21 protein-coding genes and 1 rRNA gene are annotated in these 24,583 nt (G+C 71.2%); 12 read left to right on the top strand and 10 right to left on the bottom strand.

Features of this window, described 5'->3' with window-relative positions:
• Positions 1-25: 25 nt before the first annotated feature.
• The 5 genes from cseB to OG730_RS18540 form a co-directional block, all read right to left on the bottom strand.
• Positions 26-727, bottom strand: coding sequence for a two-component system response regulator CseB (gene cseB, locus OG730_RS18560; RefSeq protein ID WP_327305273.1), 702 nt, complete (start codon positions 725-727; stop codon positions 26-28).
• A 32-nt stretch (positions 728-759) separates the two neighbouring features.
• Positions 760-1,416: a hypothetical protein gene (locus tag OG730_RS18555; protein WP_327309324.1), complete on the bottom strand. Its 657-nt coding sequence runs from the start codon at positions 1,414-1,416 to the stop codon at positions 760-762.
• 38 nt (positions 1,417-1,454) lie between these two features.
• The gene (locus OG730_RS18550) at positions 1,455-2,015 is read right to left on the bottom strand and encodes a SigE family RNA polymerase sigma factor (RefSeq protein ID WP_327305272.1); all 561 of its coding nucleotides are present in this window, start codon (positions 2,013-2,015) and stop codon (positions 1,455-1,457) included.
• Positions 2,016-2,204: 189 nt separating this feature from the next.
• The gene (locus OG730_RS18545; RefSeq protein WP_327305271.1) at positions 2,205-3,125 is read right to left on the bottom strand and encodes an iron-sulfur binding domain-containing protein; all 921 of its coding nucleotides are present in this window, start codon (positions 3,123-3,125) and stop codon (positions 2,205-2,207) included.
• 75 nt (positions 3,126-3,200) lie between these two features.
• Positions 3,201-3,809: a phosphatase PAP2 family protein gene (locus tag OG730_RS18540; RefSeq protein WP_327305270.1), complete on the bottom strand. Its 609-nt coding sequence runs from the start codon at positions 3,807-3,809 to the stop codon at positions 3,201-3,203.
• A 189-nt stretch (positions 3,810-3,998) separates the two neighbouring features.
• Here OG730_RS18540 and OG730_RS18535 point away from each other — a divergent pair, with 189 nt between their 5' ends.
• Complete coding sequence (locus OG730_RS18535; RefSeq protein ID WP_327305269.1) at positions 3,999-4,835, top strand: hypothetical protein; 837 nt, start codon at positions 3,999-4,001, stop codon at positions 4,833-4,835.
• A gap of 91 nt (positions 4,836-4,926) precedes the next feature.
• On the opposite strand, the gene disA is transcribed toward OG730_RS18535, so the two are convergent.
• On the bottom strand, positions 4,927-6,051 hold the full coding sequence (disA, locus tag OG730_RS18530) for a DNA integrity scanning diadenylate cyclase DisA (RefSeq protein WP_243339766.1): 1,125 nt from the start codon (positions 6,049-6,051) through the stop codon (positions 4,927-4,929).
• Positions 6,052-6,255: 204 nt separating this feature from the next.
• A complete protein-coding gene (radA, locus tag OG730_RS18525; protein ID WP_327305268.1) occupies positions 6,256-7,683 on the bottom strand; it encodes a DNA repair protein RadA in 1,428 nt (475 codons plus the stop codon).
• A 219-nt stretch (positions 7,684-7,902) separates the two neighbouring features.
• On the opposite strand from radA, the gene OG730_RS18520 reads away from it, so the two are divergent.
• Positions 7,903-9,729, top strand: coding sequence for a BACON domain-containing protein (locus tag OG730_RS18520; protein ID WP_327305267.1), 1,827 nt, complete (start codon positions 7,903-7,905; stop codon positions 9,727-9,729).
• Positions 9,730-9,748: 19 nt separating this feature from the next.
• Here the strand turns inward: OG730_RS18520 and OG730_RS18515 are convergent, their stop codons facing one another.
• A complete protein-coding gene (locus tag OG730_RS18515) occupies positions 9,749-10,606 on the bottom strand; it encodes a DUF3109 family protein (protein WP_327305266.1) in 858 nt (285 codons plus the stop codon).
• Between the two features lie 63 nt (positions 10,607-10,669).
• Here OG730_RS18515 and OG730_RS18510 point away from each other — a divergent pair, with 63 nt between their 5' ends.
• The 4 genes from OG730_RS18510 to ilvD all read left to right on the top strand — a co-directional run bounded on the left by OG730_RS18510 (position 10,670) and on the right by ilvD (position 15,295).
• Complete coding sequence (locus OG730_RS18510; RefSeq protein ID WP_327305265.1) at positions 10,670-11,617, top strand: Ppx/GppA family phosphatase; 948 nt, start codon at positions 10,670-10,672, stop codon at positions 11,615-11,617.
• Positions 11,618-11,753: 136 nt separating this feature from the next.
• Positions 11,754-12,587 carry a sugar phosphate isomerase/epimerase family protein gene (locus tag OG730_RS18505; RefSeq protein ID WP_327305264.1) on the top strand — a complete coding sequence of 278 codons (834 nt, stop codon included), beginning with the start codon at positions 11,754-11,756 and terminating at the stop codon, positions 12,585-12,587.
• Entirely contained in the window at positions 12,584-13,228 is a 645-nt protein-coding gene (locus OG730_RS18500; protein ID WP_327305263.1) for a TetR/AcrR family transcriptional regulator, read from the top strand. Before OG730_RS18505 ends, OG730_RS18500 begins: the two co-directional genes overlap by 4 nt.
• Positions 13,229-13,441: 213 nt before the next feature.
• Positions 13,442-15,295, top strand: a complete 1,854-nt coding sequence (gene ilvD, locus OG730_RS18495; RefSeq protein ID WP_327305262.1) for a dihydroxy-acid dehydratase — start codon at positions 13,442-13,444, stop codon at positions 15,293-15,295.
• A gap of 66 nt (positions 15,296-15,361) precedes the next feature.
• Here the strand turns inward: ilvD and OG730_RS18490 are convergent, their stop codons facing one another.
• Positions 15,362-17,476: a serine/threonine-protein kinase gene (locus OG730_RS18490; RefSeq protein WP_327305261.1), complete on the bottom strand. Its 2,115-nt coding sequence runs from the start codon at positions 17,474-17,476 to the stop codon at positions 15,362-15,364.
• Between the two features lie 106 nt (positions 17,477-17,582).
• Here OG730_RS18490 and OG730_RS18485 point away from each other — a divergent pair, with 106 nt between their 5' ends.
• The 5 genes from OG730_RS18485 (at position 17,583) to proC (ending at position 21,003) form a co-directional block, all read left to right on the top strand.
• Entirely contained in the window at positions 17,583-17,885 is a 303-nt protein-coding gene (locus tag OG730_RS18485; RefSeq protein WP_327305260.1) for a peptidase, read from the top strand.
• A 78-nt stretch (positions 17,886-17,963) separates the two neighbouring features.
• Positions 17,964-18,491 (top strand): hypothetical protein, encoded by a 528-nt coding sequence (locus OG730_RS18480; RefSeq protein WP_327305259.1) that lies wholly within the window; start codon positions 17,964-17,966, stop codon positions 18,489-18,491.
• A gap of 85 nt (positions 18,492-18,576) precedes the next feature.
• Positions 18,577-19,359: an ABC transporter ATP-binding protein gene (locus OG730_RS18475; protein WP_327305258.1), complete on the top strand. Its 783-nt coding sequence runs from the start codon at positions 18,577-18,579 to the stop codon at positions 19,357-19,359.
• Positions 19,356-20,093: an ABC transporter permease gene (locus OG730_RS18470; RefSeq protein WP_327305257.1), complete on the top strand. Its 738-nt coding sequence runs from the start codon at positions 19,356-19,358 to the stop codon at positions 20,091-20,093. The genes OG730_RS18475 and OG730_RS18470 overlap by 4 nt, the downstream gene beginning before the upstream one ends.
• Before the next feature lie 100 nt (positions 20,094-20,193).
• Positions 20,194-21,003 carry a pyrroline-5-carboxylate reductase gene (gene proC, locus OG730_RS18465; RefSeq protein WP_327254323.1) on the top strand — a complete coding sequence of 270 codons (810 nt, stop codon included), beginning with the start codon at positions 20,194-20,196 and terminating at the stop codon, positions 21,001-21,003.
• Positions 21,004-21,069: 66 nt separating this feature from the next.
• Here the strand turns inward: proC and trpS are convergent, their stop codons facing one another.
• Complete coding sequence (gene trpS, locus OG730_RS18460; RefSeq protein WP_327305256.1) at positions 21,070-22,077, bottom strand: tryptophan--tRNA ligase; 1,008 nt, start codon at positions 22,075-22,077, stop codon at positions 21,070-21,072.
• Between the two features lie 927 nt (positions 22,078-23,004).
• Between trpS and OG730_RS18455 the strand changes: the two genes are divergently transcribed.
• Positions 23,005-24,529 (top strand): 16S ribosomal RNA (locus tag OG730_RS18455).
• The last annotated feature ends 54 nt before the right edge of the window (positions 24,530-24,583 follow it).

Raw genomic sequence — 24,583 nt, 5'->3', positions numbered from 1 at the left:
CCCCGTGCTGGTTGCTCCCAAGGCCTCAGGCCTTGAGCTTGTATCCGAATCCCCGGACGGTTTCGATCCGGTCCTGGCCGATCTTGGTGCGCAGTCGCTGGACGTGGACGTCCACGACGCGTGTGTCGCCGCCCCAGTCGTAGTCCCAGACCCGCTCCAGCAGCCGGTCGCGCGAGAGCACGGTGCCGGGGGAGCCGGAGAACTCCAGCAGGAGCCGCATCTCGGTGGGGGTCAGCGCCACCGACGCGCCCGCCTTGCGCACCTCCATGCCCTCCGTATCGACCTCGAGGTCGCCGAAGGCCAGCACCCCGCGCTCGCCGGAGCCGTCGTCCTCGGACCCGCCCTGCGGGCCGCCGGCGTGGCCGAAGCGGCGCAGGACCGCGCGGATGCGGGCGACGAGGACGGAGCCGTCGAAGGGCTTGGTGACGTAGTCGTCGGCGCCCGCTTCCAGGCCCAGGACCACGTCGATGGAGTCGGCGCGCGCCGACAGCATGATGACGGGCACGGTGGACTCGTCGCGGATGCGGCGGCACAGGCTCACGCCGTCCATCCCGGGCACCATCACGTCGAGCAGCGCGATGTCGGGCCGGTTCGCGCGGAAGGACTCCAGGCCGGACAGCCCGTCGGGCATGGCCGTGACCACGAACCCGTCGCGTTCCAGCGCCAGGGTCGTGGCCTCACGGATGACGTCGTCGTCCTCCACGAACAGCACATGGGTCTCGGCCATGGGGAGCCTCGCCTCGCCTCGGTACTCGTTGCTCAGTTCTTCGGGCTGACGGCCGGGGCGGGGAGCGTCCCGCCGTCGACCACGTTGCTGTAGTCGGTGTGCACCCGGTCCTGCTCGGTGAACCGTTCCCCGTTCCAGCGGTAGGTGATCAGGTCCTCGCCCGAGGGGTAGGAGAGCGCGTCGCTCTTCCCGTAGACCGGCTTGGTGACGACCAGGTCGCCCCGGTCGATCTCGGCGTAGACGGGCGGCTGCTCGTCGGAGAAGACATTCTCGTACGAGGCCCCGTCCGCGCGGTACACGAACGAACCGCGGCCCAGCGCGTCGGCGCAGGACAGGACGTTGACCACGATGTCGACCTCCGGGCCGCCGGTGACCTTCCCGTAGCTGACGTCCACCGGGTACTCCTTGCCCGAGCAGGGCTTCAGGTCCCGCTTGGTCTCGGCGCTGATCTTCGGGTCCGCCTTGATCAGGGCGATCGGGTCGACCTTGGGGCCCGGCTTCCCGGAAGCCTTGGGGACGAGGGCGGTGGAGGCGCCCGCGTCGTGGTCGGAGGCCGCCGAAGTGGGGGCTCCGGTCTTGGCCACCGACTCGGTACGGGCCGGGCCGCCGTCCCGCAGCCCCGTTCCCCCCGTCGAGCAGCCGACCGCGAACAGCACGGTGCCGACGAGGACGACCGCCCCCGCCGACATCAGTACCACCGAGCTCTTGCCGCTCAGTCTTGGGCCAATCAGGCCGCGCACCGCTCACGCCCCTCGTACCGGATGGTGTGGTCACCGCGCTCCAGCGCGCGCAGGTCCAGGTCCCGGCTCTCCAGTTCCTGCCGGAGGCGGGCCAGTGCGCGGTGCAGAGTGCTCTTCACCGTACCCGCCGACATGCCGAGCGCCGCGGCCGTCTCCTCGGTGCTCATCTGCTCCCAGTGTCGCAGCACCACCACACTGCGCTGCTTGGGCGCGAGCACCTTGAGGATGTCCATGAGCAGGGCGCGGTCGGCGCGCTGGTCCGAACCGTCCTCGACGGAGGCGTCGGGGAGCTGCTCGGTGGGAACCTCGTCGAGCTTGCGGGCCCGCCACCATTCGGTACGGGTGTTGATCATGACACGGCGCAGGTAGGCGTCGGCAAGGGACTTGTCGGCGATGCCGTCCCAGCGGCCGTAGGTGCGCACGAGCGCGGTCTGCAGGAGGTCCTGTGCGTCGGTCGGGTCCGGAACCAGGCGACGGGCACTGCGCAGCAGCGCGTCCTGCCGGGTGCGTACGTACTCTTCGAATTCGAGTACCTCGCCGTGCGCCATCTCAGACCGCCTCCGTTCCGACCAACCGCTGAACCGCTGCCTTACGGATTCGACGGTACGGAGGCGTTGTCACGGGCCTGTGCGGGTGAGCCTTCGGTGGGCGCACGGACACCCATAGGTTATGTAACAGAGCCCGTGAGCTGCGGTTTCTCCGGACAAGCGGAATCCCTGAGTCAGCCTCAGGCGGCTTTAGGAGGAGGTGTCGGGGCCGGCCTTCGCGGGGGCGGCCGGCAGCCGGTACATGAGGCCGGGAAGCGGTTCCACGAGCCCGTCCGAGACCAGCCCGTCGAGCGCCCGGGCCCGCTGTACGGGCTCCTCCCAGACGGTGTCGAGGAGGGACTGCGGCACGGCGCCGACCGCCTCGCGCAGCACCGCGAGGAGCTTGCCGCGCACCTGCCGGTCGGTCCCGGCGTACGTCTGCCCGCGCCGCGGCGGTCCCTCGTGGGCGGGCTTGCCCGCCAGCCGCCACGCGCACAGCCCGGCCACCGGACAGCTCCCGCAGTCCGGGCTCTTGGCCGTGCACACCAGCGCCCCGAGCTCCATGGAGGCCGCCGCCCAGCGGGCCGCGGTGTCCTCGTCCTCGGGCAGCAGGGCCCGCGCCAGGCGCCGCTCGGCGGCGGTCGTGGCGTTCGGCGGGTACTCGACCCCGGTCGCGGTGCGCGCGAAGACCCGGCGCACGTTGGTGTCGAGGACCGCGTGCCGCTGTCCGTACGCGAAGGAGGCCACGGCGGCCGCCGTGTACTCGCCGATCCCCGGCAGGGCCAGCAGCTGCGCGTGCTCGCGCGGTACGTCGCCCCCGTGCCGCTCCGTTATGGCGACGGCCGCGCCGTGCAGGCGCAGGGCCCGGCGCGGGTAGCCGAGACGGCCCCAGGCGCGCACGGCCTCCCCGGGGGCGTCGGCGGCGAGGTCGGCGGGCCGGGGCCAGCGGGCGAGCCACTGCTCGTAGACCGGCAGGACCCGGTTGACGGGGGTCTGCTGGAGCATGAACTCGCTGACCATCACCCCCCAGGGGCCGGCCTCGGGGCGGCGCCAGGGCAGGTCGCGGGCGTGTGCTTCGAACCACGCGATGACGGGGGAGTGCAGCGCGGTGGTGGGAATGGTTGCAGTCATGGCAGACGGCATCCTGGCACGTTTCGGGCCGGGGCGATGTCGTGTCGGCCCCGGGCGCCGCTCCTCGGCCGCGTCCTAGCGGGCCGGGTCCGGGCCGGTGATCAGGACGGCCGTGCGGCCGCCGCTGGTCCGCACGGCGGCGACGACCCTGGTCACCGGGGCGACGAGGGCCAGTGCGGCGAGCGCGGCGAGGCTCGCTCCCAGCAGCAGGCCCATGGCCACGTCGTGCGGGTAGTGGACGCCGACGAAGACGCGGGAGAAGGCCATCAGCAGGGCCAGCGCAACGGTCAGCGGCACCAGCTTGCGCACGGCCAGCGCCAGCGCCACGGCGGCCGCGCCCGCGATGGTGGCGTGGTTGCTGGGGAAGGACCAGTCACCGGTGGCGGGGCAGGTGACGAGCGAGGCCGCCGCCCCGGCCACGGCCCGGCAGGGGCGCTCCTCGTCGACGGTGGACTTCACCAGCTCGGAGGCGACGTAGGCCAGGGCGGTGACGAAGGGGGCGAGGATCGCGAGCGCCACCGTGCGGGGGGCGCGGGCGTCGCGCGAACGCCACCACACGGCTATGAAGAGGGCGCCGAAGACGAGCAGCCCGTACTCGGTGAAGAACTCGAACGCCGATTGCACCCAGGCGGGGGTCGAGTGGGCGAAATCGGTGACGTCGAGGTAGAGGCCGGAGCTGTCCATGGTGACTGAAGGTACCTAAATCGGAATAACGCCTTCATCAGTTCGGGACCAGTTCCGGACCAGCTCCGGATCAGTTGCCGGTCCGTTCCGGCGCGGATGATCACCCCGCGGGATGATCATCGGCAAAACAATCCGTGTGCGCGGCATGTGGGCACTGATCGCGCCCCGAACTCTCGTAAGGTTCCGTCCGTGGGATCTCTGCGCAATCCGGTCGGGCCGCTCCCCTCCTCCATCTACTGGCGACGGAGGGCCGTGCTGGCGTCCGTTGCCGCGCTCCTCGCGATGCTCGCCGTATGGACCGTCAGTTCCGGTGCGGGCAAGTCGAGTACCAACGGCAAGGGCCAGGGCGGCTCCGGTCCCGTCACCCAAATCACCCCCGGACCCTCGGGTTCCGGTCCGGCGATCAGTCAGGCCCCGGGCGGGCGTGGCGAGTCGGGCTCGGGCGGTTCCGGCGGCTCGGGCGGGACCGCCGGCACCGGCACGGGCTCCGACCCCGGTACGAGCCCCGGCACGGGCGGGAACGGCGAACCGGGCACCGAGCCCGGCGGCGCCGACCAGGGCGGGGCGGGCGGCTCCGGCGGCTCCTCGGCGGGCCAGGTCGTCCCGGCCGACTCGCCGGTGCCCACGTGCGCGCCCGGTGCGCTGCAGTGGGAGGTCAAGAGCGTCAAGAACGAGTACGAGACGAGCGAGAAGCCGCGCCTCGAACTCATCGCGCGCAATGTCTCGGGCACGACCTGCAAGGTCGATCTCGGCCCGAAGCAGGCCGTGCTGACGATCACCCAGGCCGGCAACGCCAAGTCGGTCTGGTCCTCGGCGGACTGCCCGGCGGGCGCGGGCAACGTGTTCTACCGGGTCCCCTCGCAGGGCGAGACCAAGCAAGCCATGGACTGGGACCGCCACTTCAGCGAGGCCACCCAGTGCCAGTCGCCTCCGGCGGGGGCTGCCGCGGCGGACACCTACGTAGTCGAGGTCAAGTCCCCGGGGATGCCGGTGGCCCGCACCTCGTTCGTACTGAAGCCGGAGTAGGCGGGGCGGCGGAGCGAACGCGGGAGGGGCCGGACCGCCTTACGGGCGGTCCGGCCCCTCCTGCGTTCTCGTCGTTCTCGTCGTTCGAGGCCTAGACGTACCGCTCCAGGATGGAGGACTCCGCCAGCCGGGACAGGCCCTCGCGGACGCTGCGCGCACGCGCCTCGCCGACGCCGTCGACCGTCTGGAGGTCGTCCACCGAGGCCGCGAGCAGCTTCTGCAGCCCGCCGAAGTGCTCCACCAGCCGCTCGATGATCGCCCCGGGCAGCCGCGGCACCTTCGCCAGCAGCCGGTACCCGCGCGGGGACACCGCCGAGTCCAGGGTCTCCGGCGAGCCCGTGTACCCGAGGGCCTTCGCCACGATGGCCAGCTCCAGCAGCTCCGGATGCGTCAGCGCGTCCAGCGCCGGCAGTGCCTCGTCCACCGTGCGGGAACGCTTCGCCGTCGGCTCCGGCACGTAGTCCCGGATGACGAGCTCCCGCTCCTGCTCGATCCCGACCGTCAGCTCGTCGAGCTGGAGGGAGAGCAGCCGGCCGTCCGTGCCGAGCTCCACCACGTACTCCGCGATCTCCGTCGCGATGCGCCGGACCATCTCCAGGCGCTGCGCCACCGCCGTGACGTCGCGGACCGTCACCAGGTCCTCGATCTCCAGCGCGGACAGCGTCCCGGCGACCTCGTCCAGGCGGAGCTTGTACCGCTCCAGCGTGGCCAGTGCCTGGTTCGCCCGCGACAGGATCGCCCCGGACTCCTCCAGCACGCGCCGCTCGCCGTCCACGTACAGCGCGATCAGCCGCATCGACTGCGAGACCGACACCACCGGGAAACCGCACTGCTTCGAGACCCGGTCCGCGGTCCGGTGCCGGGTGCCCGTCTCCTCCGTGTGGATCGAGGCGTCGGGCACCAGCTGGACGCCCGCCCGCAGGATCTTGGTGATGTCCTTGTCGAGGATCAGCGCGCCGTCGAGCTTGCACAGCTCGCGCAGCCGGGTCGCGGTGAACTCCACGTCCAGCACGAAACCGCCCGTGCACATGGCCTCGACCGACTTGTCCATCCCGAGGACGATGAGCCCTCCGGTATTGCCGCGAACGATCCGTTCGAGCCCGTCACGCAGGGGCTGACCAGGTGCGACCGCGCTCAGCGAGGCGCGCATCATGGCCTCCTGCTTGGAGCTCGCGCCCGACTTCCCGGATGCTGCTGCCCCGTCCTTGGCTGCCACTGCACTCCTCCGGTCGCGGGATGTACCGCCTGCGTACGGCCGGGCGGACCATCCCGAAGTCTACCGGCGCGGCCCCGGCGCCCGCCGTGCCTTGGCCCGGCCGGGCCGGAGAGCGCCCCGTCCGGGCCCGCTGACCTGCTGCGGAGGGTCGGCCGGAGGGCTTTCGGGGCGCTTGCGGGGTCCTTCAGGGATGCTTCCGCAGGGCTACTGGCCCGCGGCGGCGTCCTTGGCGTCCTTGGCCGGCGTACGCGACCGCCCGCGCGGCAGGACCCGTAGGGCGTCGCCCATGTCCGCGACCTCGGTCACCTTCATGCCCGCCGGGACCTTCCCCGGGTCCACCGGCACCAGCGCGTGCGTGAAGCCCAGCCGGAACGCCTCCGCGAGCCGCCGCTGCACGCCCGTCACGCGCCGGACCTCGCCCGCGAGGCCGACCTCCCCGATGGCGACCAGGTTCTTCGGGAGCGGTACGTCACTGGCCGCCGAGGCCAGCGCCAGCGCGACGGCCAGGTCGGCGGCCGGCTCGGTCAGCTTCACCCCGCCCACGGTCGCGGTGTAGATGTCCCGCTTGCCGAGCGCCGTGATCCGCCCGCGCTGCTCCAGCACCGCCAGCATCATCGAGACGCGCGAGGTCTCCAGCCCGGAGGTCGTGCGGCGCGGCGAGGGGATCTGCGAGTCCACCGTCAGCGCCTGCACCTCCGCGACCAGGGGCCGCTTGCCCTCCAGGGTCACCGTCAGACAGGTGCCGGGGACGGCCTCGGTGCGGCGGGTCAGGAACAGACCGCTCGGGTCCGCGAGGCCGTTGATGCCCTCGTCGGTGAGCTCGAAGCAGCCGACCTCGTCCGTGGTGCCGTACCGGTTCTTCACGCCGCGCACGAGGCGCAGCCGCGCGTGCCGGTCGCCCTCGAAGCTCAGGACGACGTCGACCAGGTGCTCCAGCAGCCGGGGACCGGCGATCGCCCCGTCCTTGGTGACGTGGCCGACCAGCAGCGTGGACATCCCGCGCTCCTTGGAGGCCCGGATCAGCGCCCCGGCCACCTCCCGGACCTGCGCCATGCCGCCCGGCGCACCGTCGATCTCGGGGGAGGCGACCGTCTGCACGGAGTCCATGATCAGCAGGGAGGGCTTCACGGCGTCGAGGTGCCCGAGCACGGCGGACAGATCGGTCTCGGCGGCCAGGTAGAGGTGCTCGCTGAGCGCGTTGATCCGGTCGGCCCGCAGCCGCACCTGGCTCGCCGACTCCTCGCCCGTGACGTACAGCGTGCGGTGCTCGTCGGAGGCGGCCTTCGCCGCGACGTCGAGCAGCAGCGTGGACTTGCCGACGCCCGGCTCGCCCGCCAGCAGGACGACCGCGCCGGGCACCAGCCCGCCGCCCAGCACCCGGTCCAGCTCGCTCACGCCCGTGCTGCGCGCGGTCGCCGTCCGCACGTCGACCTGCCCGATCGGCACGGCGGCCGTGGTGACCCGGCCGGCCGCGGTGGTGCGCACGGCGGGCGCGCCGCCGAGCTCCTCGACGGTGCCCCAGGCCTGGCACTCGGGGCACCGGCCGAGCCACTTGGCGGTGGAGTACCCGCACTCGGTACAACGGTAGGACGGCCGGTCCTTGGCGGATGAACGAGATGTACGGGCAGCCATGCGGCCCACCGTAGCCGCCGCCACCGACAGCCCTCGCCGCACGGCCTCGGCGGAGGTCGTGCGGAGGTCGTGCGGGGGTCCCGGGGGTGGTCCCGGCGTACACGCCGTGGCGTGCACCGTCAGGGGCGCCGTCAGCACGGCGCCGATCCGTTCACCCGTAAGGGCTAAAACTGGTGAAGGCTTCCGGAGCGCCACCGGCGCGCCGCCTACGGTCGCCAAGTGACCAGCAGCAACCAGGGACACCCCGCTCCGCGCACCGGCGCACACCGGGCGCACGGGCGCACGCCCCCCGAGGCGACCAGGGTGGAGCAGCCGCCACCGTTCCGGTACGAGCCCTACCTGGACGGGCTGTTCACGTACTGCCTCTCGGTCCTGTGCGACCACGACACCGCCACCGACGTGCTCGGCGACGTCCTCGCCGTGGCCGACCGCCATCCCGGCCGGTGCCCCGACGAGGGGGACCGGCGGGCCTGGCTCTACGCCCTCGCGCGCTGGGCCTGCCTGCGCAGGCTCGCCGAGCGGCGGCGTACGCGCCACGGGTACGGGGGAGCGCATTCCGCCCGGCGTGCACCGGAGCACACGAACGCCGGACGTGCGCCGGATCCCGCGACGGTGAGCGCCGACGCGAACGCGGCGGCGAGCGCCGCGGCGGCCGGCCCCGGCGGCCACGGCGGCGGAGGCCCCGGCGGCGGGCTCGACGTGTCCGCCTACCGCCGCACCGAGCTCGCCCGCCTCGCCTGGCCGGAGGCCGCCGGGACCAGTCCCGAGCAGCGCGAGGCGCTCGAACTCGCCGTCCGCCACCGCCTCGGCGTCCCCGAACTCGCCGCCGTCCTCGGCACGCCCCCGGCCGCCGCCCGCGAACTGCTCTCCGGGGCCGCCTGCGAGGTGGAGCGCACCCGCGCCGCCCTCGCCGTCGTGGAGACGGGCAACTGCCCGACCGTGTCCCGGCTCGCCGTCGACGGGGGCGACGGCGGCGAAGGCGGGGGAGACGGGAACCTGCTCCTGTCCTCCTCCCTGCGCGCCGAGCTCGTCCGCCACGTCGACGACTGCCCGATCTGCCGCCGCGTCGCCGAACGCGTGGGCGCCGGCGCGCCCTGGCCCGGCTCGGGCGGCATCAACACCGCCGCCCTCCCGCTGGTCCCGGCCCCGCGCACCGCCGTCCGCGCCGCGATGCTCCGCTCCGGCGGCCGCCGGGGCGCCGGCACCGGCCCGCGCTTCGACCGCACGGGCTTCCCGATGGACCCCAAGGACCGCGCGGCCCGCCGCGACCGGCTGCGCACCCGCGCCGTGACCACCACGGTCGTCGCCACCGTCGTCGCGGCCCCGGTGCTGGCGCTGTGGGCGGCGTACCGCGGCGCCCCGAACACCGGGGAACCCGTCGGCAACGGCTCCACGCGCATCTCCGCGAGCGAGGCGGAGCTCCCGCAGGCCCGTACCGACGGCCGTCCGCTCACGGCCTACGAGAACGCGGGCAACGCCGCCGTCGCCACCGACGGCCCCGACTTCGCCCCGGCCGGGGCGGCCCCGGACGTCTCCGTGGAGGTCATCAGCAGCGGCGCGCCGCCGAGCTCCACACCCGGCGCTCCCGGCGCCCCGGGCCGGCTGACCGCGACCGCCTCCACCCACGGAACGACCACCCTGCTCACCCTCACCGCGTCGGGCGGCGCCCCGGTCGAGTGGCGGCTGTGGTCCGACGCCCCGTGGCTGCGGGCCAGTACGACCTCGGGCCGGCTGGCGCCAGGAGAATCGGTCACCCTACGGATCACCGTGGACTCCGGAGCCCAGCCCGTAGGGGCCTGGAGCGCCCGGGTCGGGGTGGACCCGGCCGGCGCGGTGATCTCCATCCGGGGCCGGGGCCGCCCGGCACCCACCCCGCCCGGCCCGGAGCCCACCCCGCCCGAGCCGAAGCCGACGCCCACCCCGACGCCCACACCCACGCCGACTCCGACCCCGACACCGGAGCCGACACCCACGCCTACGCCGACTCCGACCCCGAGCCCCACGGACGGGGCCACGCCCACGCCGGATCCGACCCCGGCGCCGTAGGCCGCAGGCCCCGTACCGCCTACGGCGCGGGGGTGGGGGCGGGGGTGGGATCGGCCGGGTGCGGGGCCATCGGCAGCAGCGAGGAGAGCCGCGCCTCGCAGAGCCGTACGAGCTCCTCGTACCCCTCCTTGCCCATCAGTTCCGTCAGCTCGGCGCGGTACGACTCGTACACCGGCTTGCCGGCGCCGTGCGCGGACGTGGCCGAGGTGCACCACCAGTGCAGGTCGTGGCCGCCCGGACCCCAGCCGCGCCGGTCGTACTCGCCGATCGACACCTGCAGGACCCGGGTGTCGTCGGGCCGGTCGATCCACTCGTAGGTCCGCCGGATCGGAAGCTGCCAGCACACGTCCGGCTTGGTCTCCAGCGGCTCCTGCCCGCCGCGCACCGCCAGGATGTGCAGGGAACAGCCGGCCCCCGCCGGGAAACCGGGCCGGTTCAGGAAGATGCAGGCACCGTCCCAGCGGCGGGTCTGCTTCTCCCCGTCGTCGTCGTGCTGCGTCCACCCGGTCTCGCTGCCGACGTCGTGGAACTGCCACAGCTCCGGCGTCAGCCGCGCCACGTTCTCGGCGACCCGCTTCTCGTCGTCCTCGTCGGAGAAGTGCGCGCCGAGCGTGCAGCAGCCGTCGTCCGCGCGGCCCGCCTGGATGCCCTGGCAGCCGCTGCCGAAGATGCAGGTCCAGCGGGAAGTGAGCCAGGTCAGGTCGCAGCGGAAGACCTGCTCCTCGTCGGCGGGGTCGGGGAACTCCACCCAGGCCCGCGGAAAGTCGAGCCCCTTCTCGTCCGCCTGCGCGCCCTTGGCACCCGTGGCGTCCTTCGCGGGCTTGCCGGCCTTACCGGCCTTGGTCTTGGACTTGTTGGCCTTCTTCGTATTTGGCACAAACCCCAGCCTAAGCGCCCCTTACTCCACCCCTACGCCTTTGGACCAGTAGCGTTTCCCCCCATGAGACTCGGTGTCCTTGATGTGGGTTCGAACACGATCCATCTGCTGGTGGTGGACGCGCACCCCGGTGCGCGCCCCCTGCCCGCGCACTCGCACAAGGTGGAGCTGCGGCTGGCGGAGCTGCTCGACGCGGACGGGGCGGTGACGCCCGAGGGCGTCGAGCGGCTGGTTTCCGTCATCGGGGACGCGGTGCAGGCCGCCGAGGACAAGGGGTGCGAGGACGTGCTCCCCTTCGCGACGAGCGCGGTACGGGAAGCCACGAACGCCGACGAGGTCCTCGCCCGGGTCAAGGCGGAGACGGGCGTAGACCTCCCCGTCCTCAGCGGCGAGGACGAGGCCCGCCTGACGTTCCTCGCGGCGCGGCGGTGGTTCGGCTGGTCCTCCGGCAAGCTGCTGCTCCTGGACATCGGCGGCGGCTCCCTGGAGATCGCCTACGGCATCGACGAGGACCCCGACGCGGCCGTCTCCCTCCCCCTGGGCGCCGGCCGCCTGACGGCGGGCTGGCTCCCGGGCGACCCGCCGGACCCGGCGGACATCCGGGCCCTGCGCCGTCACGTACGGGCCCAGATCGCCCGCACGGTCGGCGAGTTCAGCCGCTTCGGGACGCCGGACCGGGTGGTGGCCACCTCGAAGACCTTCAAGCAACTGGCCCGGATCGCGGGCGCGGCCCGCTCCGCGGAAGGCCTCTACATCCAGCGGGACCTGACCCGGAAGTCGCTGGAGGAATGGGTCCCGAGGCTGGCGGCGATGACCACGGCCCAGCGCTCCGCCCTGCCGGGCGTCTCGGAAGGCCGCTCGAACCAGCTCCTCGCGGGAGCGCTGGTGGCCGAGGGCGCGATGGATCTCCTCGGGGTCGAAGCCCTGGAAATCTGCCCCTGGGCCCTGCGCGAAGGCGTCATCCTCCGCCGCCTGGACCACCTCGGCCGGTCCACCCCGGTCGGCGTCTGATCCGCGCGGCGCCGCCGGTGCGCCTCAAGCGCCGGCGGGGCCGGGGTTGCCTGGGCCGGCGGGCTTGCTGCGGGTGGGGGCCGGTGCCGGGGGCGGTCAGGGTCCGGCTCCACGGCGACCCCGATACCCTGGCCCCGTGGCAGAACCAGTCCGGATCCCGACCGCGAGAGTCGCCCTCTCGACCGCCTCCGTCTACCCGGAGTCAACGGCGACCGCCTTCGAGATCGCCGCGCGCCTCGGCTACGACGGCGTCGAGGTCATGGTCTGGACGGACCCCGTCAGTCAGGACATCGACGCCCTGCGCCGCCTCTCCGACCACCACCAGGTCCCGATCCTGGCGATCCACGCCCCCTGCCTGCTCATCACGCAGCGCGTGTGGTCCACCGACCCCTGGACCAAGCTCCAGCGCGCCCAGGCGGCGGCCGAGAAGCTCGGCGCGAGCACGGTCGTCGTCCACCCGCCGTTCCGCTGGCAGCGCCAGTACTCCCGCGACTTCGTGTCCGGCATCTGGCGGATGGCCGACGAGACCGACGTCCGCTTCGCCGTCGAGAACATGTACCCCTGGCGCTACCGCGACCGCGAGATGCTCGCCTACGCGCCCGAGTGGGACGTCACCAAGGACGACTACCGCCACTTCACGGTCGACCTCTCGCACACCGCGACCGCCCGCACGGACGCGACCGCGATGATCGACCGGATGGGCGACCGCCTCGCCCACATCCACCTCGCGGACGGAAACGGTTCCGCGAAGGACGAGCACCTCGTCCCCGGCCGCGGCAGCCAGCCCTGCGCCGAACTGCTGGAGCGGCTCGCCGCCACCTCCTTCGACGGGCACGTCGTCATCGAGGTCAACACCCGCCGCGCGATGTCCTCCGCGGAACGCGAGGCCGACCTCGCCGAGGCACTGGCCTTCACCCGCCTGCACCTCGCGACGGCCCCCGGCCCGGCACCGAGGACCCCGCACCCGTGACCGAGCCCCTGCCGGACCCCGCCCCCACGAAGCCGGTGAAGCCCCGCCGCGGCCCCGGCCGCCCCCGCCAGGACGAGGCCGACGACGGCCCCGGCACCCAGGAGCGCATCCGCCTGGCCGCCCGCGCCGAGTTCGCCGCGCGCGGCTACGACAAGACCTCCGTCCGCGGGATCGCCAAGGCGGCCGGCGTGGATCCGGCCCTGGTGCACCACTACTTCGGCAGCAAGGACGACCTGTTCGCCGCCGCGATCGAGCTCAGCATGGAGCCCGCCCTCGTCCTCCCCGCGATCATCGGCGCGGGCCCCGACGGCATCGGCGAGCGGCTGGCCCGCTACTTCCTCGGGGTCTGGGAGAACCCGGTCACCCGGACCCCGCTGCTCGCCGTGGTCCGCTCGGCCCTCACCCACGACGCCGCCGCGAAGGTGCTGCGCCGGCTGATCCTGCACCGCCTCCTGGAGCGGATCGCGGCCGACCTCGACGTGCCCGACCCGACCTTCCGCGCCGAGCTCGCCGCCTCCCACATGATCGGCATCGCGATCCTGCGCTACGTCGTCCAGGTCGAGCCCCTCGCGTCGGCGGACCCGGAGACGATCATCGGCCTGGTGGCCCCCACCCTCCAGCGCTACCTCACCGAGGAGTGACGCAGACGCACCGAGGAATGACGGCACCGGGGAGTGGCAACACCCGCGGGCGCAGCCCCGTAGGCTCCGCACCCGCGCCCATTTACTGAGCCGCCCGTCCCGGGATCCGGACAGCCTGTCCGGATCCCGGGCAGGGGGCGTAGCCTCGTAACCGAGCCATATCCACAGTCGCGGCAGGCGCTCGCGTCACCGCACACATGGGGAGAGAACCCGATGCCCGAGCTGAGGTCCCGCACCGTCACCCACGGCCGCAACATGGCAGGCGCACGTGCCCTGATGCGCGCATCGGGCGTAGCGAGCGCGGACATCGGGAAGCCGATCATCGCGGTCGCCAACTCCTTCACCGAGTTCGTCCCCGGCCACACCCACCTGGCCCCGGTCGGCCGCATCGTCTCCGACGCGATCCTGGCCGCCGGCGCCGTCCCCCGCGAGTTCAACACCATCGCGGTCGACGACGGCATCGCCATGGGCCACGGCGGCATGCTGTACTCCCTCCCCTCCCGCGACCTGATCGCGGACTCGGTCGAGTACATGGTCGAGGCGCACTGCGCCGACGCGCTGATCTGCATCTCCAACTGCGACAAGATCACCCCCGGCATGCTGATGGCCGCCATGCGCCTCAACATCCCGGTCGTCTTCGTCTCCGGCGGTCCGATGGAGGCCGGTCAGGCCACCCTCGTCGACGGCACCGTCCGCAAGCTCGACCTGATCGACGCCATGGTCGACGCCTCGAACGACAGCGTCTCCGACGAGGACGTGCTCCGCATCGAGGAGAACGCCTGTCCCACCTGCGGCAGCTGTTCGGGCATGTTCACCGCCAACTCGATGAACTGCCTCGCCGAGGCCATCGGCCTGGCCCTCCCCGGCAACGGCTCGGTCCTCGCGACGCACACCGCCCGCCGCGCCCTGTACGAGGACGCCGGCCGCACGATCGTCGAGATCACCAAGCGCTACTACGAGCAGGACGACGAGTCGGTCCTGCCCCGCAACATCGCGACCCGCCAGGCCTTCGAGAACGCCATGGCCCTCGACATCGCCATGGGCGGCTCCACCAACACGATCCTGCACCTCCTCGCCGCCGCGCAGGAAGCCGGTCTGAAGTACGACCTCACGGACATCGACGAGATCTCCCGCCGGGTCCCCTGCCTCGCCAAGGTCGCGCCGAACGTGGCGCCCGGCGGCACGTACTACATGGAGGACATCCACCGGGCCGGCGGCATCCCCGCCCTGCTCGGCGAGCTCCACCGCGGCGGCCTGCTCAACAAGGACGTCACCACGGTCCACTCCGCCAACCTGGAGGACTGGCTCGCGAAGTGGGACGCCCGCTCCGGCACGGCCCCCGAAGAGGTCATGGAGCTGTGGCACGCGGGCCCCGGCTGCCAGCGCTCCGCCTCCGCCTTCTCCCAGTCCGAGCGCTGGGACACCCTCGACCTCGACGCCGAGGGCGGCTGCATCCGCTCCGTCCAGCACGCGTACTCCAAGGACGGCGGCCTCGCCGTCCTGCGCGGCAACATCGCGGTCGACGGCTGCGTCGTGAAGACCGCCGGTGTCGACGAGTCGATCTGGACCTTCGAGGGCCCGGCCGTGGTCTGCGAATCGCAGGACGAGGCCGTCGACAAGATCCTCCGCAAGGAGATCAAGGCCGGCGACGTGGTCGTCATCCGCTACGAGGGCCCGCGCGGCGGTCCCGGCATGCAGGAGATGCTCTACCCGACGTCCTTCCTCAAGGGCCGCGGCCTCGGCAAGGTCTGCGCCCTGGTCACGGACGGCCGCTTCTCCGGCGGCACCTCGGGCCTCTCCATCGGCCACGCCTCCCCGGAGGCGGCCGCGGGCGGCACCATCGCGGTGGTCGAGGACGGCGACCTCATCCGCATCGACATCCCGAACCGCTCCATCGAGCTGGTGGTCGACGACGCCACGCTGGCCGCCCGCCACGAGGCCCTGGCCGGCGTCTACGCCCCGAAGAACCGCGAGCGCAAGGTCTCCGCGGCCCTGCGCGCCTACGCGCTGATGGCCACCAGCGCCGACAAGGGCGCGGTGCGCGACGTCAGCCTCCTGGAGCGCTGACCCCGTACGTTCCGCTCCCGGCCCCGTCCGACACCCTCGGGCGGGGCCGTCCGCGTTCCACGGGTGTCACCACCCGGCGGGATCCCCGGCCGCCACGGCGAACACGCTCCCGTCCGGCGCCGACGCGAACACCCGCCCGTCCCCGACGACGGGCGCGGGCAGACTCGCGGCGAAGGTGGCCTTCCCGGAGCCCATGCGCGGCTTGGTCTGCCCCAGCAGTTTCCCCGTCCTCGCGTCCACGGCGAGCAGCCGCCCGTCGGAGGCGCTCAGGTAGACCCGCCCGTCGGCGAACGTCGGCTGGGAGGCCTGGGCCGCCCCGGTCTCCAGCCGCCACTCCTGCTTCGCCGAGCCCACGGCAACCAGCGAACCGATAGCACCGAAGGCATATACGACCCCGTCGGATCCCACCGTTGCCTGCGCGTCGTACAGCGGCGATGCAAGCCGCACGCGCCGTACGGTGCGCGTCGCCAGGTCCACCCGCACGACTTCGGTCGTCTTGGCGGGATCTTCGACGTTGAGCAGGTACAGGCCGCCTTGCACCGTGCCGACCGGCTGCAGGATTCCCGTGGTGGGGATCTGCCAGCGCACGGTTCCGTTCACCGGGTCCACGGCTGATACGCGAGTCGTCCCGCTGTTGGGCGTCGCCACGTAGACCAGGGCCCGGCCGGCCTCCTCCGAACCACGCCACCAGAGAGACCCCGGCCCGCCGATCCGTTTCGTCCATCGCGGGTTACCGGTGGCCGTGTCCAGACCGGTGACGCTTCCCGTTGCTGCCTCTACGAGCAGCACATGCCCGCCCGCGGCGACCACTTGTGTGCCGTTCGGCAGCTTTCGTTGCCACTGCTCCGCGCCGGTCCGGGGGTTCAGGGCCTGGAGCAGTCCAGTGCCCGGCGCCTCCGCGAGAACCAGACCCGCCGAGTGGTGCAGGCGACTGTCCGTCGTGGTCTTGGTGCCGGGTACGGGAGGACGGACGGTCCACGTCACGGAACCGTCCGCCGGGGAGATTCGGGCAGCAGTCAGGCCGGGTCCGGAGCAATACAAGGCGGAGGATGCCCGAGAGCAGGATGCGGACCGCTCGCCCAACGCCACGGACCACGGGGTGGCGTCCTTCGTCCCTGGTGTCGGCGACCCCGTTTCCTTCGTGGTGAGCCGCTCGGCAGGCGTGGCTGCCGACCCGTACTCCAGGTATCCGCCCACCGCCCCGATGGTGAGCAGTAGCGCGAGTCCCGCCGCCAGGACCGGGGGCTTGACCCAACGCCCGCGACCGCGCCGGTCGATAGGGGCCTGCTCCCGCCGGTGCGTGACCTCCTCGTCGGGCACGGGTTGCCTCGGTCGCGGGATGAAGGCCTGGGTGTCCAGATCCGTTGGGTAGGCCACCGCCCGCAGCGCCACGATCAGCGCGTCCGCACTCGGCCGCTCCGCCGGATCCTTCGCCAGACACTGCGCGACCAGCGGCGCGAGCCGCTCGGGCAGACCGGTCAGGTCAGGCTCGCTGTGCACCACCTGGTACGCCACGAGGTAATGGCTGTCGGAGTCGAAGGGCCCCCGCCCGGTCGCCGCGTACACGAGCACCGCACCCAGGGCGAAGACATCGGCCGCGGTCCCCACCTCCCGCGGCCGCTGGAACTGCTCCGGCGCCATGAACGGCGGGGTACCGATCAGCTTCCCCGTCTCGGTGCGCAGATCGCTGTCCGCCGGCCGCGAGATCCCGAAGTCGATGACCCGCACCCCGTCCGGGGCCATCAGCACGTTGCTGGGCTTCAGATCCCGGTGCACGACCCCCGCCCGGTGGATGTCCCGCAGGGCCTCCGCCAGTCCGGCGGCGAGCCGCGTCAGCTCCCGGGCCTCCAGTACCTCGTCCCGCACCCGCTCGGAGAGCGTCGGGGCGTCGATGAACAGCGTTGCCATCCAAGGCCGTTCGGCATCGGGATCGGCGTCCACGACGGGCGCGGTGAACGCTCCGCTCACCCGCCGCGCGGCCGCGACCTCCTGCCGGAACCGCGCCCGGAACTCCGGGTCCACCGCGTGCTGCGGATGCACGATCTTGACGGCGAGTTTCAGCCCCGACTCGGAGGTGGCCAGGTGGACGACACCCATGCCGCCGGAACCGAGCACGGACTCAAGCCGATACTGCCCGGCGTACTCCGGAAAACCCGCGTAATCCGTCCGCGCTGAACGCACCGCTCACCACCCCTGCCGGAGCCTAGTCGATGGTCCGTGCGATTCTCCAAGGTCCTGCTACCCTGCGCGAGTTGCGCAGGGCAACGCCCTAGGGGGGTTATTCCGTATGTCCGTTGAGAGCGATTCAAGCCAAGTTCAGAGCCTCACCTCGGGGTCCGGATACCCGACGTTCCCGGTCGCACCGGGCTACCGGGTGAACGTCCGCAGCGGCCCCGGTACCAATTTCGCGATCATCGACACCCTGCAGCTCGGTGCCTCGGTGTCGATCCGCTGCCAGTGCGAGGGCACGACCATCACCGGCCCGTACGGCACGACGGACATATGGGACTGCATCGGCAACAGCCGGTTCGTTTCCGACGCCTACGTCAAGACGGGCAGCGACGGCTACGTCGCCACCCGCTGCGCCTGAGGTCCATCCGGGCCACCTCACGGCCCGCCCCGTGAGACACCCCGGGTCCCGCCCGCCCGGCGGGGGATAATCGCTGGTGTGAGCGACGACCAGCGAGACCAGACCCCCGCCGAGCCGGCCCCCGCCGCCGTACCCGCCGGCCCCGAGCCCGAGCCGATCCGGTTCTTCGGCACCACCTGGGTGAACCACGACGGCGGCTACGGCGCACGCCGCGTCGGCGTGGGCCTCGGCGCGCTGATCCTCGCCGTCCTCAGCGCCTTCCTGCTCCGGTTCTCCTACGAGGGCCTCGAGATCGGCAACGTCGGCGCGTTCCTCAGCATCTCCGTCGTCGTCCTCTTCGCGATCGCCAGCTCCATCGCCTTCGTCAAGACCTGGGAATCCTTCAGCCGCCGCCAGCCTCCGTCCTCCGACGAGACCGCCCTCAAGGGCCTGAAGGCGATCGGTTTCATCGGCAGCCTCATCGCGTACTTCCTGCGCTGCTTCGTGGAGGCCCCCGGCGAGAAGCTGCGCCGCACCGAGTACGAGCGCGCCTCGGCCGACTTCGCCCGCCGGCGCGGTGCCCGTACCGGCAACCCGGCCGCCCGCCGCCCCAAGCGCAAGAAGTAGCCCCGGGCGCCATCCCGGCCCGGCACCGCACCCCGCACCGCCCCCAGCCTTGCGCAGGGGCACCGCCGGGAGCATTATTCATCACATGATGAATAACCAAGCGGCCGCCGCCGTCCACGCCGACGGCCTGACCGTCCGCCGCGGCACCGGCCGCAGCCCCCGCACCGTCCTCGACGGCCTCGCCTTCGACGTCCCCCGAGGCCGCATCACCGGCCTCCTCGGCCCCTCCGGCTGCGGAAAGTCCACCCTGATGCGCGCCGTCGTCGGCACCCAGGCCCACGTCACCGGCACCCTCGACGTCCTCGGCCACCCCGCCGGCCACCCCGGACTCCGCTCCCGCATCGGCTACGTCACCCAGGCGCCCTCCGTCTACGACGACCTCACCGTCCGGCAGAACCTCGACTACTTCGCCGCGATCCTCGACCCCGGCCGCGCCGCCGCCGAACGCCGCCGCGAGACCGTCACCCGGGCCATCGCCGACGTCGACCTCACCACCCACACCACCGCCCTCGCCGGCAACCTCTCCGGCGGCCAGCGCAGCAGGGTCTCCCTCGCGGTCGCCCTCCTTGGCAGCCCCGAGCTCCTCGTCCTCGACGAGCCGACCGTCGGCCTCGACCCGGTCCTGCGCCGCGACCTGTGGAACCTCTTCCACGACATCGCCACCACCCGCGGCGCCACCCTCCTCGTCTCCTCCCACGTCATGGACGAAGCCGAGCGCTGCCACGACCTCCTCCTCATGCGCGAGGGCCGCATCCTCGCGCAGGACACCCCCGAGGCACTGCGCACCCGTACCCACACCGACACCGTCGAAGAGGGCTTCCTCCACCTCGTCGACGCCGCGAACGCCGAAGCCGAGGCCACCCGATGAGCACCGCCCGCACCGCCGCCACCGCAGCCCGCGTCCTGCGCCAGCTCCGCCACGACCCGCGCTCCATCGCACTGATGCTGCTGGTCCCCGTACTGATGCTGATCCTGCTCCGCTACGTCTTCGACGGCAGCCCGCAGACCTTCAACAGCATCGGCGCGTCCCTCCTCGGAATCTTCCCCCTCATCACGATGTTCCTGATCACCTCCATCGCGACCCTGCGCGAGCGCACCTCCGGCACCCTCGAACGGCTCCTCGCCATGCCGCTCGGCAAGGGCGACCTCATCGCCGGGTACGCCCTCGCCTTCGGCGCCATGGCGGTCATCCAGTCCCTCCTCGCCACCGGCGTCGCGCTCTGGGTCCTGGGCCTCGACGTCGTCGGTTCCCCGTGGCTGCTCCTGCTCGTCGCCCTCCTCGACGCCCTGCTCGGCACCGCGCTCGGCCTCTTCGTCTCCGCCTTCGCGGCCTCCGAGTTCCAGGCCGTCCAGTTCATGCCGGCCGTGATCTTCCCCCAGCTCCTGCTGTGCGGCCTCTTCGCCGCCCGCGACACCATGCAGCCCGTCCTCGAAGCGATCTCGAACGTCCTGCCCATGTCCTACGCCGTCGACGGCATGAACCAGGTCCTCGCCCACACCGACATGACCGCCGACTTCGTCCGCGACGCCGTGGTCGTCGCCGGATGCGCCCTGCTGGTCCTCACCCTCGGCGCCGCCACCCTCCGCCGCCGGACGCCCTGACCGCAGTCCGGACAGACCGTCGCAGTTCCTTGCGCGAGTGCAAGGATGAGGACGCAGACCGTGCACGCGTGCAGGAACAGTTCGACGAGGTGAATCGGGCATGACCCAGACAGTCGCAGTCCTCGGTACCGGCAAGATCGGCGAGGCCCTGCTCAGCGGGATGATCCGCGGCGGCCGGCCCGCCTCCAAGCTCCTCGTCACCGCCCGCCGCCCGGAACGCGCCGAGGAGCTGCGCACCCGCTACGGCGTCGAGGCCGTCACCAACGCCGAGGCCGCCAAGCGCGCCGACACGCTGATCCTCACCGTGAAGCCGCAGGACATGGGCAAGCTCCTCGAAGAGCTCGCCCCGCACCTGCCCGCCGACCGCCTGGTCATCAGCGGCGCGGCCGGCATCCCGACCTCCTTCTTCGAGGAGCGCCTCGCCCAGGGCACCCCGGTCGTCCGCGTCATGACGAACACCCCCGCCCTCGTGGACGAGGCCATGTCCGTCATCTCGGCCGGCAGCCACGCCACCGCCGCGCACCTCGCGCACACCGAGGAGATCTTCGGCGGCGTCGGCAAGACCCTGCGCGTCCCGGAATCCCAGCAGGACGCGGCCACCGCCCTCTCCGGCTCCGGCCCCGCGTACTTCTACTACCTCGTCGAGGCCATGACCGACGCCGGCATCCTCCTCGGACTGCCCCGCGCCCAGGCACACGACCTCATCGTCCAGGCCGCCGTCGGCGCCGCCGTCATGCTCCGCGACAGCGGCGAGCACCCGGTCAAGCTCCGCGAGGCCGTCACCTCCCCGGCCGGCACCACCATCAACGCGATCGTGGAGCTGGAGAAGCACGGCGTACGGGCGGCCCTGATCGCCGCCCTCGAAGCGGCCCGCGACCGCAGCCGCGAACTCGCCTCCGGCAACAGCTGACACCCGCCGACCGTTACGGGGCTGCGCGCGCAGCCCCGTAACGACGCCCGCCCCCTCTTCCCCTCCTCAGGGCTCCAGCAGCCCGATGGCCCGGTACGCCGCGTCGACCACGGGCCGCGCGATCGCCCGGGCCCGCCCGGCCCCCGCGCGCAGCACCGCATCCACCGTCCCCGGATCGGCCGCGAGCTCCGCGTGCCGTACGCGGACCGGCCGCAGCAGTTCCACGACGGCGTCGGCCACGTCCCGCTTCAGCGCCCCGTACCCGGTGTACCCGTCGGCCAGCGCGGCCGGCTCGCCCCCGGTGCAGGCGGCGAGGACGTCCAGCAGGTTCGCGACCCCCGGGCGCCCGGCCGGGTCGTAGACCACCGCGCCGTCCCCGCCCTCCCCGCTGTCGGTGACGGCCCGCATCACCTTCTTCCGCACCGCCTCGGGCTCGTCGAGGATGAACACCACCCCGGGCCCCGTGTCCCCCGACTTCCCCATCTTCGACCGCGGGTCCTGCAGGTCCATGACCCGCGCCGCCACCACCGGATGCGTGGCCTTGGGCACGGTGAAGGTGTACCCGTACCGCTGGTTGAACCGCACCGCCAGATCCCGGGTCAGCTCGACGTGCTGCCGCTGGTCCTCCCCGACGGGCACCTCCCCGGTCCGGTACGCCAAAATATCGGCGGCCATCAGCACGGGATAGGTGAGCAGCGACAGCCGCACCCCTTCCCCCGAGGCCTGCGCCTTCGCCGCCTTCTCCTTGTACTGCACCATCCGCCGCAGCTCCCCGTCCGAAGCCGTGCACTCCAGCAGATAGGAGAGCCGGGCGTGCTCGTCCACGTGGCTCTGCACGAAGAGCGTGCACTTCTCGGGAGTGAGCCCGGCGGCGAGCAACAGGGTCGCCGCCTGCCGACTGAGCCGGCGAACCCGGGCCGGATCGTGCTCCACGGTCAGGGCGTGCAGATCGACCACGCAGAACAGCGCCTCGTCGGGCTCCTGCTCGGCGGCGACCCACTGGCGTACGGCCCCCAGGTAGTTCCCCAGCGTCAGATGCCCCGTCGGCTTGACCCCGCTGAAGATCCTCGTCATGTCCCTGCTCCCTGCTCGTGTCGGTGTGGGCGTCGAGGCCACCGCGTCGGTCGGCCGAGCCACTCCCGGGAGGGGAGAAACGAAAAACGGCCGCCGAGATCGGCGGCCGTCGAGCGCGTGCGTGCTCGCGTGGATGGTCGGCCGCCGTCAGGCGGCCCACCAGCGGAGGTCGAGCATGAGCGCACGCGTAGTCATGGGGGAGAGGTTAGACCCTGAGGGGTGAGGAGGGCGTGAGGTTTCCGCCCTCCGCGGGGCGGGTTAGCCCGGAGTTGACACACTCGTGCGGGATCCGTAAGGTTCTTCGAGTTGTCCGAAGTGAGCATCCGACCCCGGTCGGTCCCCGGACAGCCATCCCGCACCACACATTCGAACGAGCGACTCACTTTGTCGTCCCGTTTTCATGCGTATTTGCGAATGAGGAATCCGCGTTCTCGAACGTGGCCGCCGATTAGGTTCGGGGGCAAGGAATCCGCTACTGTCTCACTCGTCGCAAGGGCCTAACAGCCCGAACGACAAACCCCGTTGACTGGGAGTCAGGCCCGAAAGGATCTGATAGAGTCGAACTCGCCGGAAAGGGAAAACGCGAAAGCGGATGACCTGGAAGGCGGGAAACAAGCGAGACAGACTCTGATAGAGTCTGAAACGCAAGAACAGAACAGAACGAAAGCCCGGAGGAAAACCCGCGAGGGTGAGTACAAAGGAAGCGTCCGTTCCTTGAGAACTCAACAGCGTGCCAAAAATCAACGCCAAAAAGTTGATACCCCGTCCATTTCGGTGGATGAGGTTCCTTTGAAAAAGACCTGTGAGGTCGCGGTTCTGCCGTGATACTTGCAGGCAATTACACAGCGAGGACGCAGTGGACGGTCGGTCTTATTCCGACATGACTGTCCCGCTCTAAGTGCGTGTGCACCCGATTACGGGTAAACATTCATGGAGAGTTTGATCCTGGCTCAGGACGAACGCTGGCGGCGTGCTTAACACATGCAAGTCGAACGATGAAGCCCTTCGGGGTGGATTAGTGGCGAACGGGTGAGTAACACGTGGGCAATCTGCCCTTCACTCTGGGACAAGCCCTGGAAACGGGGTCTAATACCGGATAACACTCCTGCCTGCATGGGCGGGGGTTAAAAGCTCCGGCGGTGAAGGATGAGCCCGCGGCCTATCAGCTTGTTGGTGGGGTAATGGCCCACCAAGGCGACGACGGGTAGCCGGCCTGAGAGGGCGACCGGCCACACTGGGACTGAGACACGGCCCAGACTCCTACGGGAGGCAGCAGTGGGGAATATTGCACAATGGGCGAAAGCCTGATGCAGCGACGCCGCGTGAGGGATGACGGCCTTCGGGTTGTAAACCTCTTTCAGCAGGGAAGAAGCGAAAGTGACGGTACCTGCAGAAGAAGCGCCGGCTAACTACGTGCCAGCAGCCGCGGTAATACGTAGGGCGCAAGCGTTGTCCGGAATTATTGGGCGTAAAGAGCTCGTAGGCGGCTTGTCACGTCGGATGTGAAAGCCCGAGGCTTAACCTCGGGTCTGCATTCGATACGGGCTAGCTAGAGTGTGGTAGGGGAGATCGGAATTCCTGGTGTAGCGGTGAAATGCGCAGATATCAGGAGGAACACCGGTGGCGAAGGCGGATCTCTGGGCCATTACTGACGCTGAGGAGCGAAAGCGTGGGGAGCGAACAGGATTAGATACCCTGGTAGTCCACGCCGTAAACGTTGGGAACTAGGTGTTGGCGACATTCCACGTCGTCGGTGCCGCAGCTAACGCATTAAGTTCCCCGCCTGGGGAGTACGGCCGCAAGGCTAAAACTCAAAGGAATTGACGGGGGCCCGCACAAGCAGCGGAGCATGTGGCTTAATTCGACGCAACGCGAAGAACCTTACCAAGGCTTGACATATACCGGAAAGCATTAGAGATAGTGCCCCCCTTGTGGTCGGTATACAGGTGGTGCATGGCTGTCGTCAGCTCGTGTCGTGAGATGTTGGGTTAAGTCCCGCAACGAGCGCAACCCTTGTCCTGTGTTGCCAGCATGCCCTTCGGGGTGATGGGGACTCACAGGAGACCGCCGGGGTCAACTCGGAGGAAGGTGGGGACGACGTCAAGTCATCATGCCCCTTATGTCTTGGGCTGCACACGTGCTACAATGGCCGGTACAATGAGCTGCGATACCGTGAGGTGGAGCGAATCTCAAAAAGCCGGTCTCAGTTCGGATTGGGGTCTGCAACTCGACCCCATGAAGTCGGAGTTGCTAGTAATCGCAGATCAGCATTGCTGCGGTGAATACGTTCCCGGGCCTTGTACACACCGCCCGTCACGTCACGAAAGTCGGTAACACCCGAAGCCGGTGGCCCAACCCGTAAGGGAGGGAGCTGTCGAAGGTGGGACTGGCGATTGGGACGAAGTCGTAACAAGGTAGCCGTACCGGAAGGTGCGGCTGGATCACCTCCTTTCTAAGGAGCACAGTACCGATTGCAGACAAACGTTCTGCACGGTCAGCTCAGGGT

Origin of the sequence: Streptomyces sp. NBC_01298, assembly GCF_035978755.1 — a bacterium.
GTDB lineage: Bacteria > Actinomycetota > Actinomycetes > Streptomycetales > Streptomycetaceae > Streptomyces.
The sequence above is the reverse complement of the archived record's forward strand: the minus strand, read 5'-3'. Positions and strand labels throughout refer to the sequence as shown.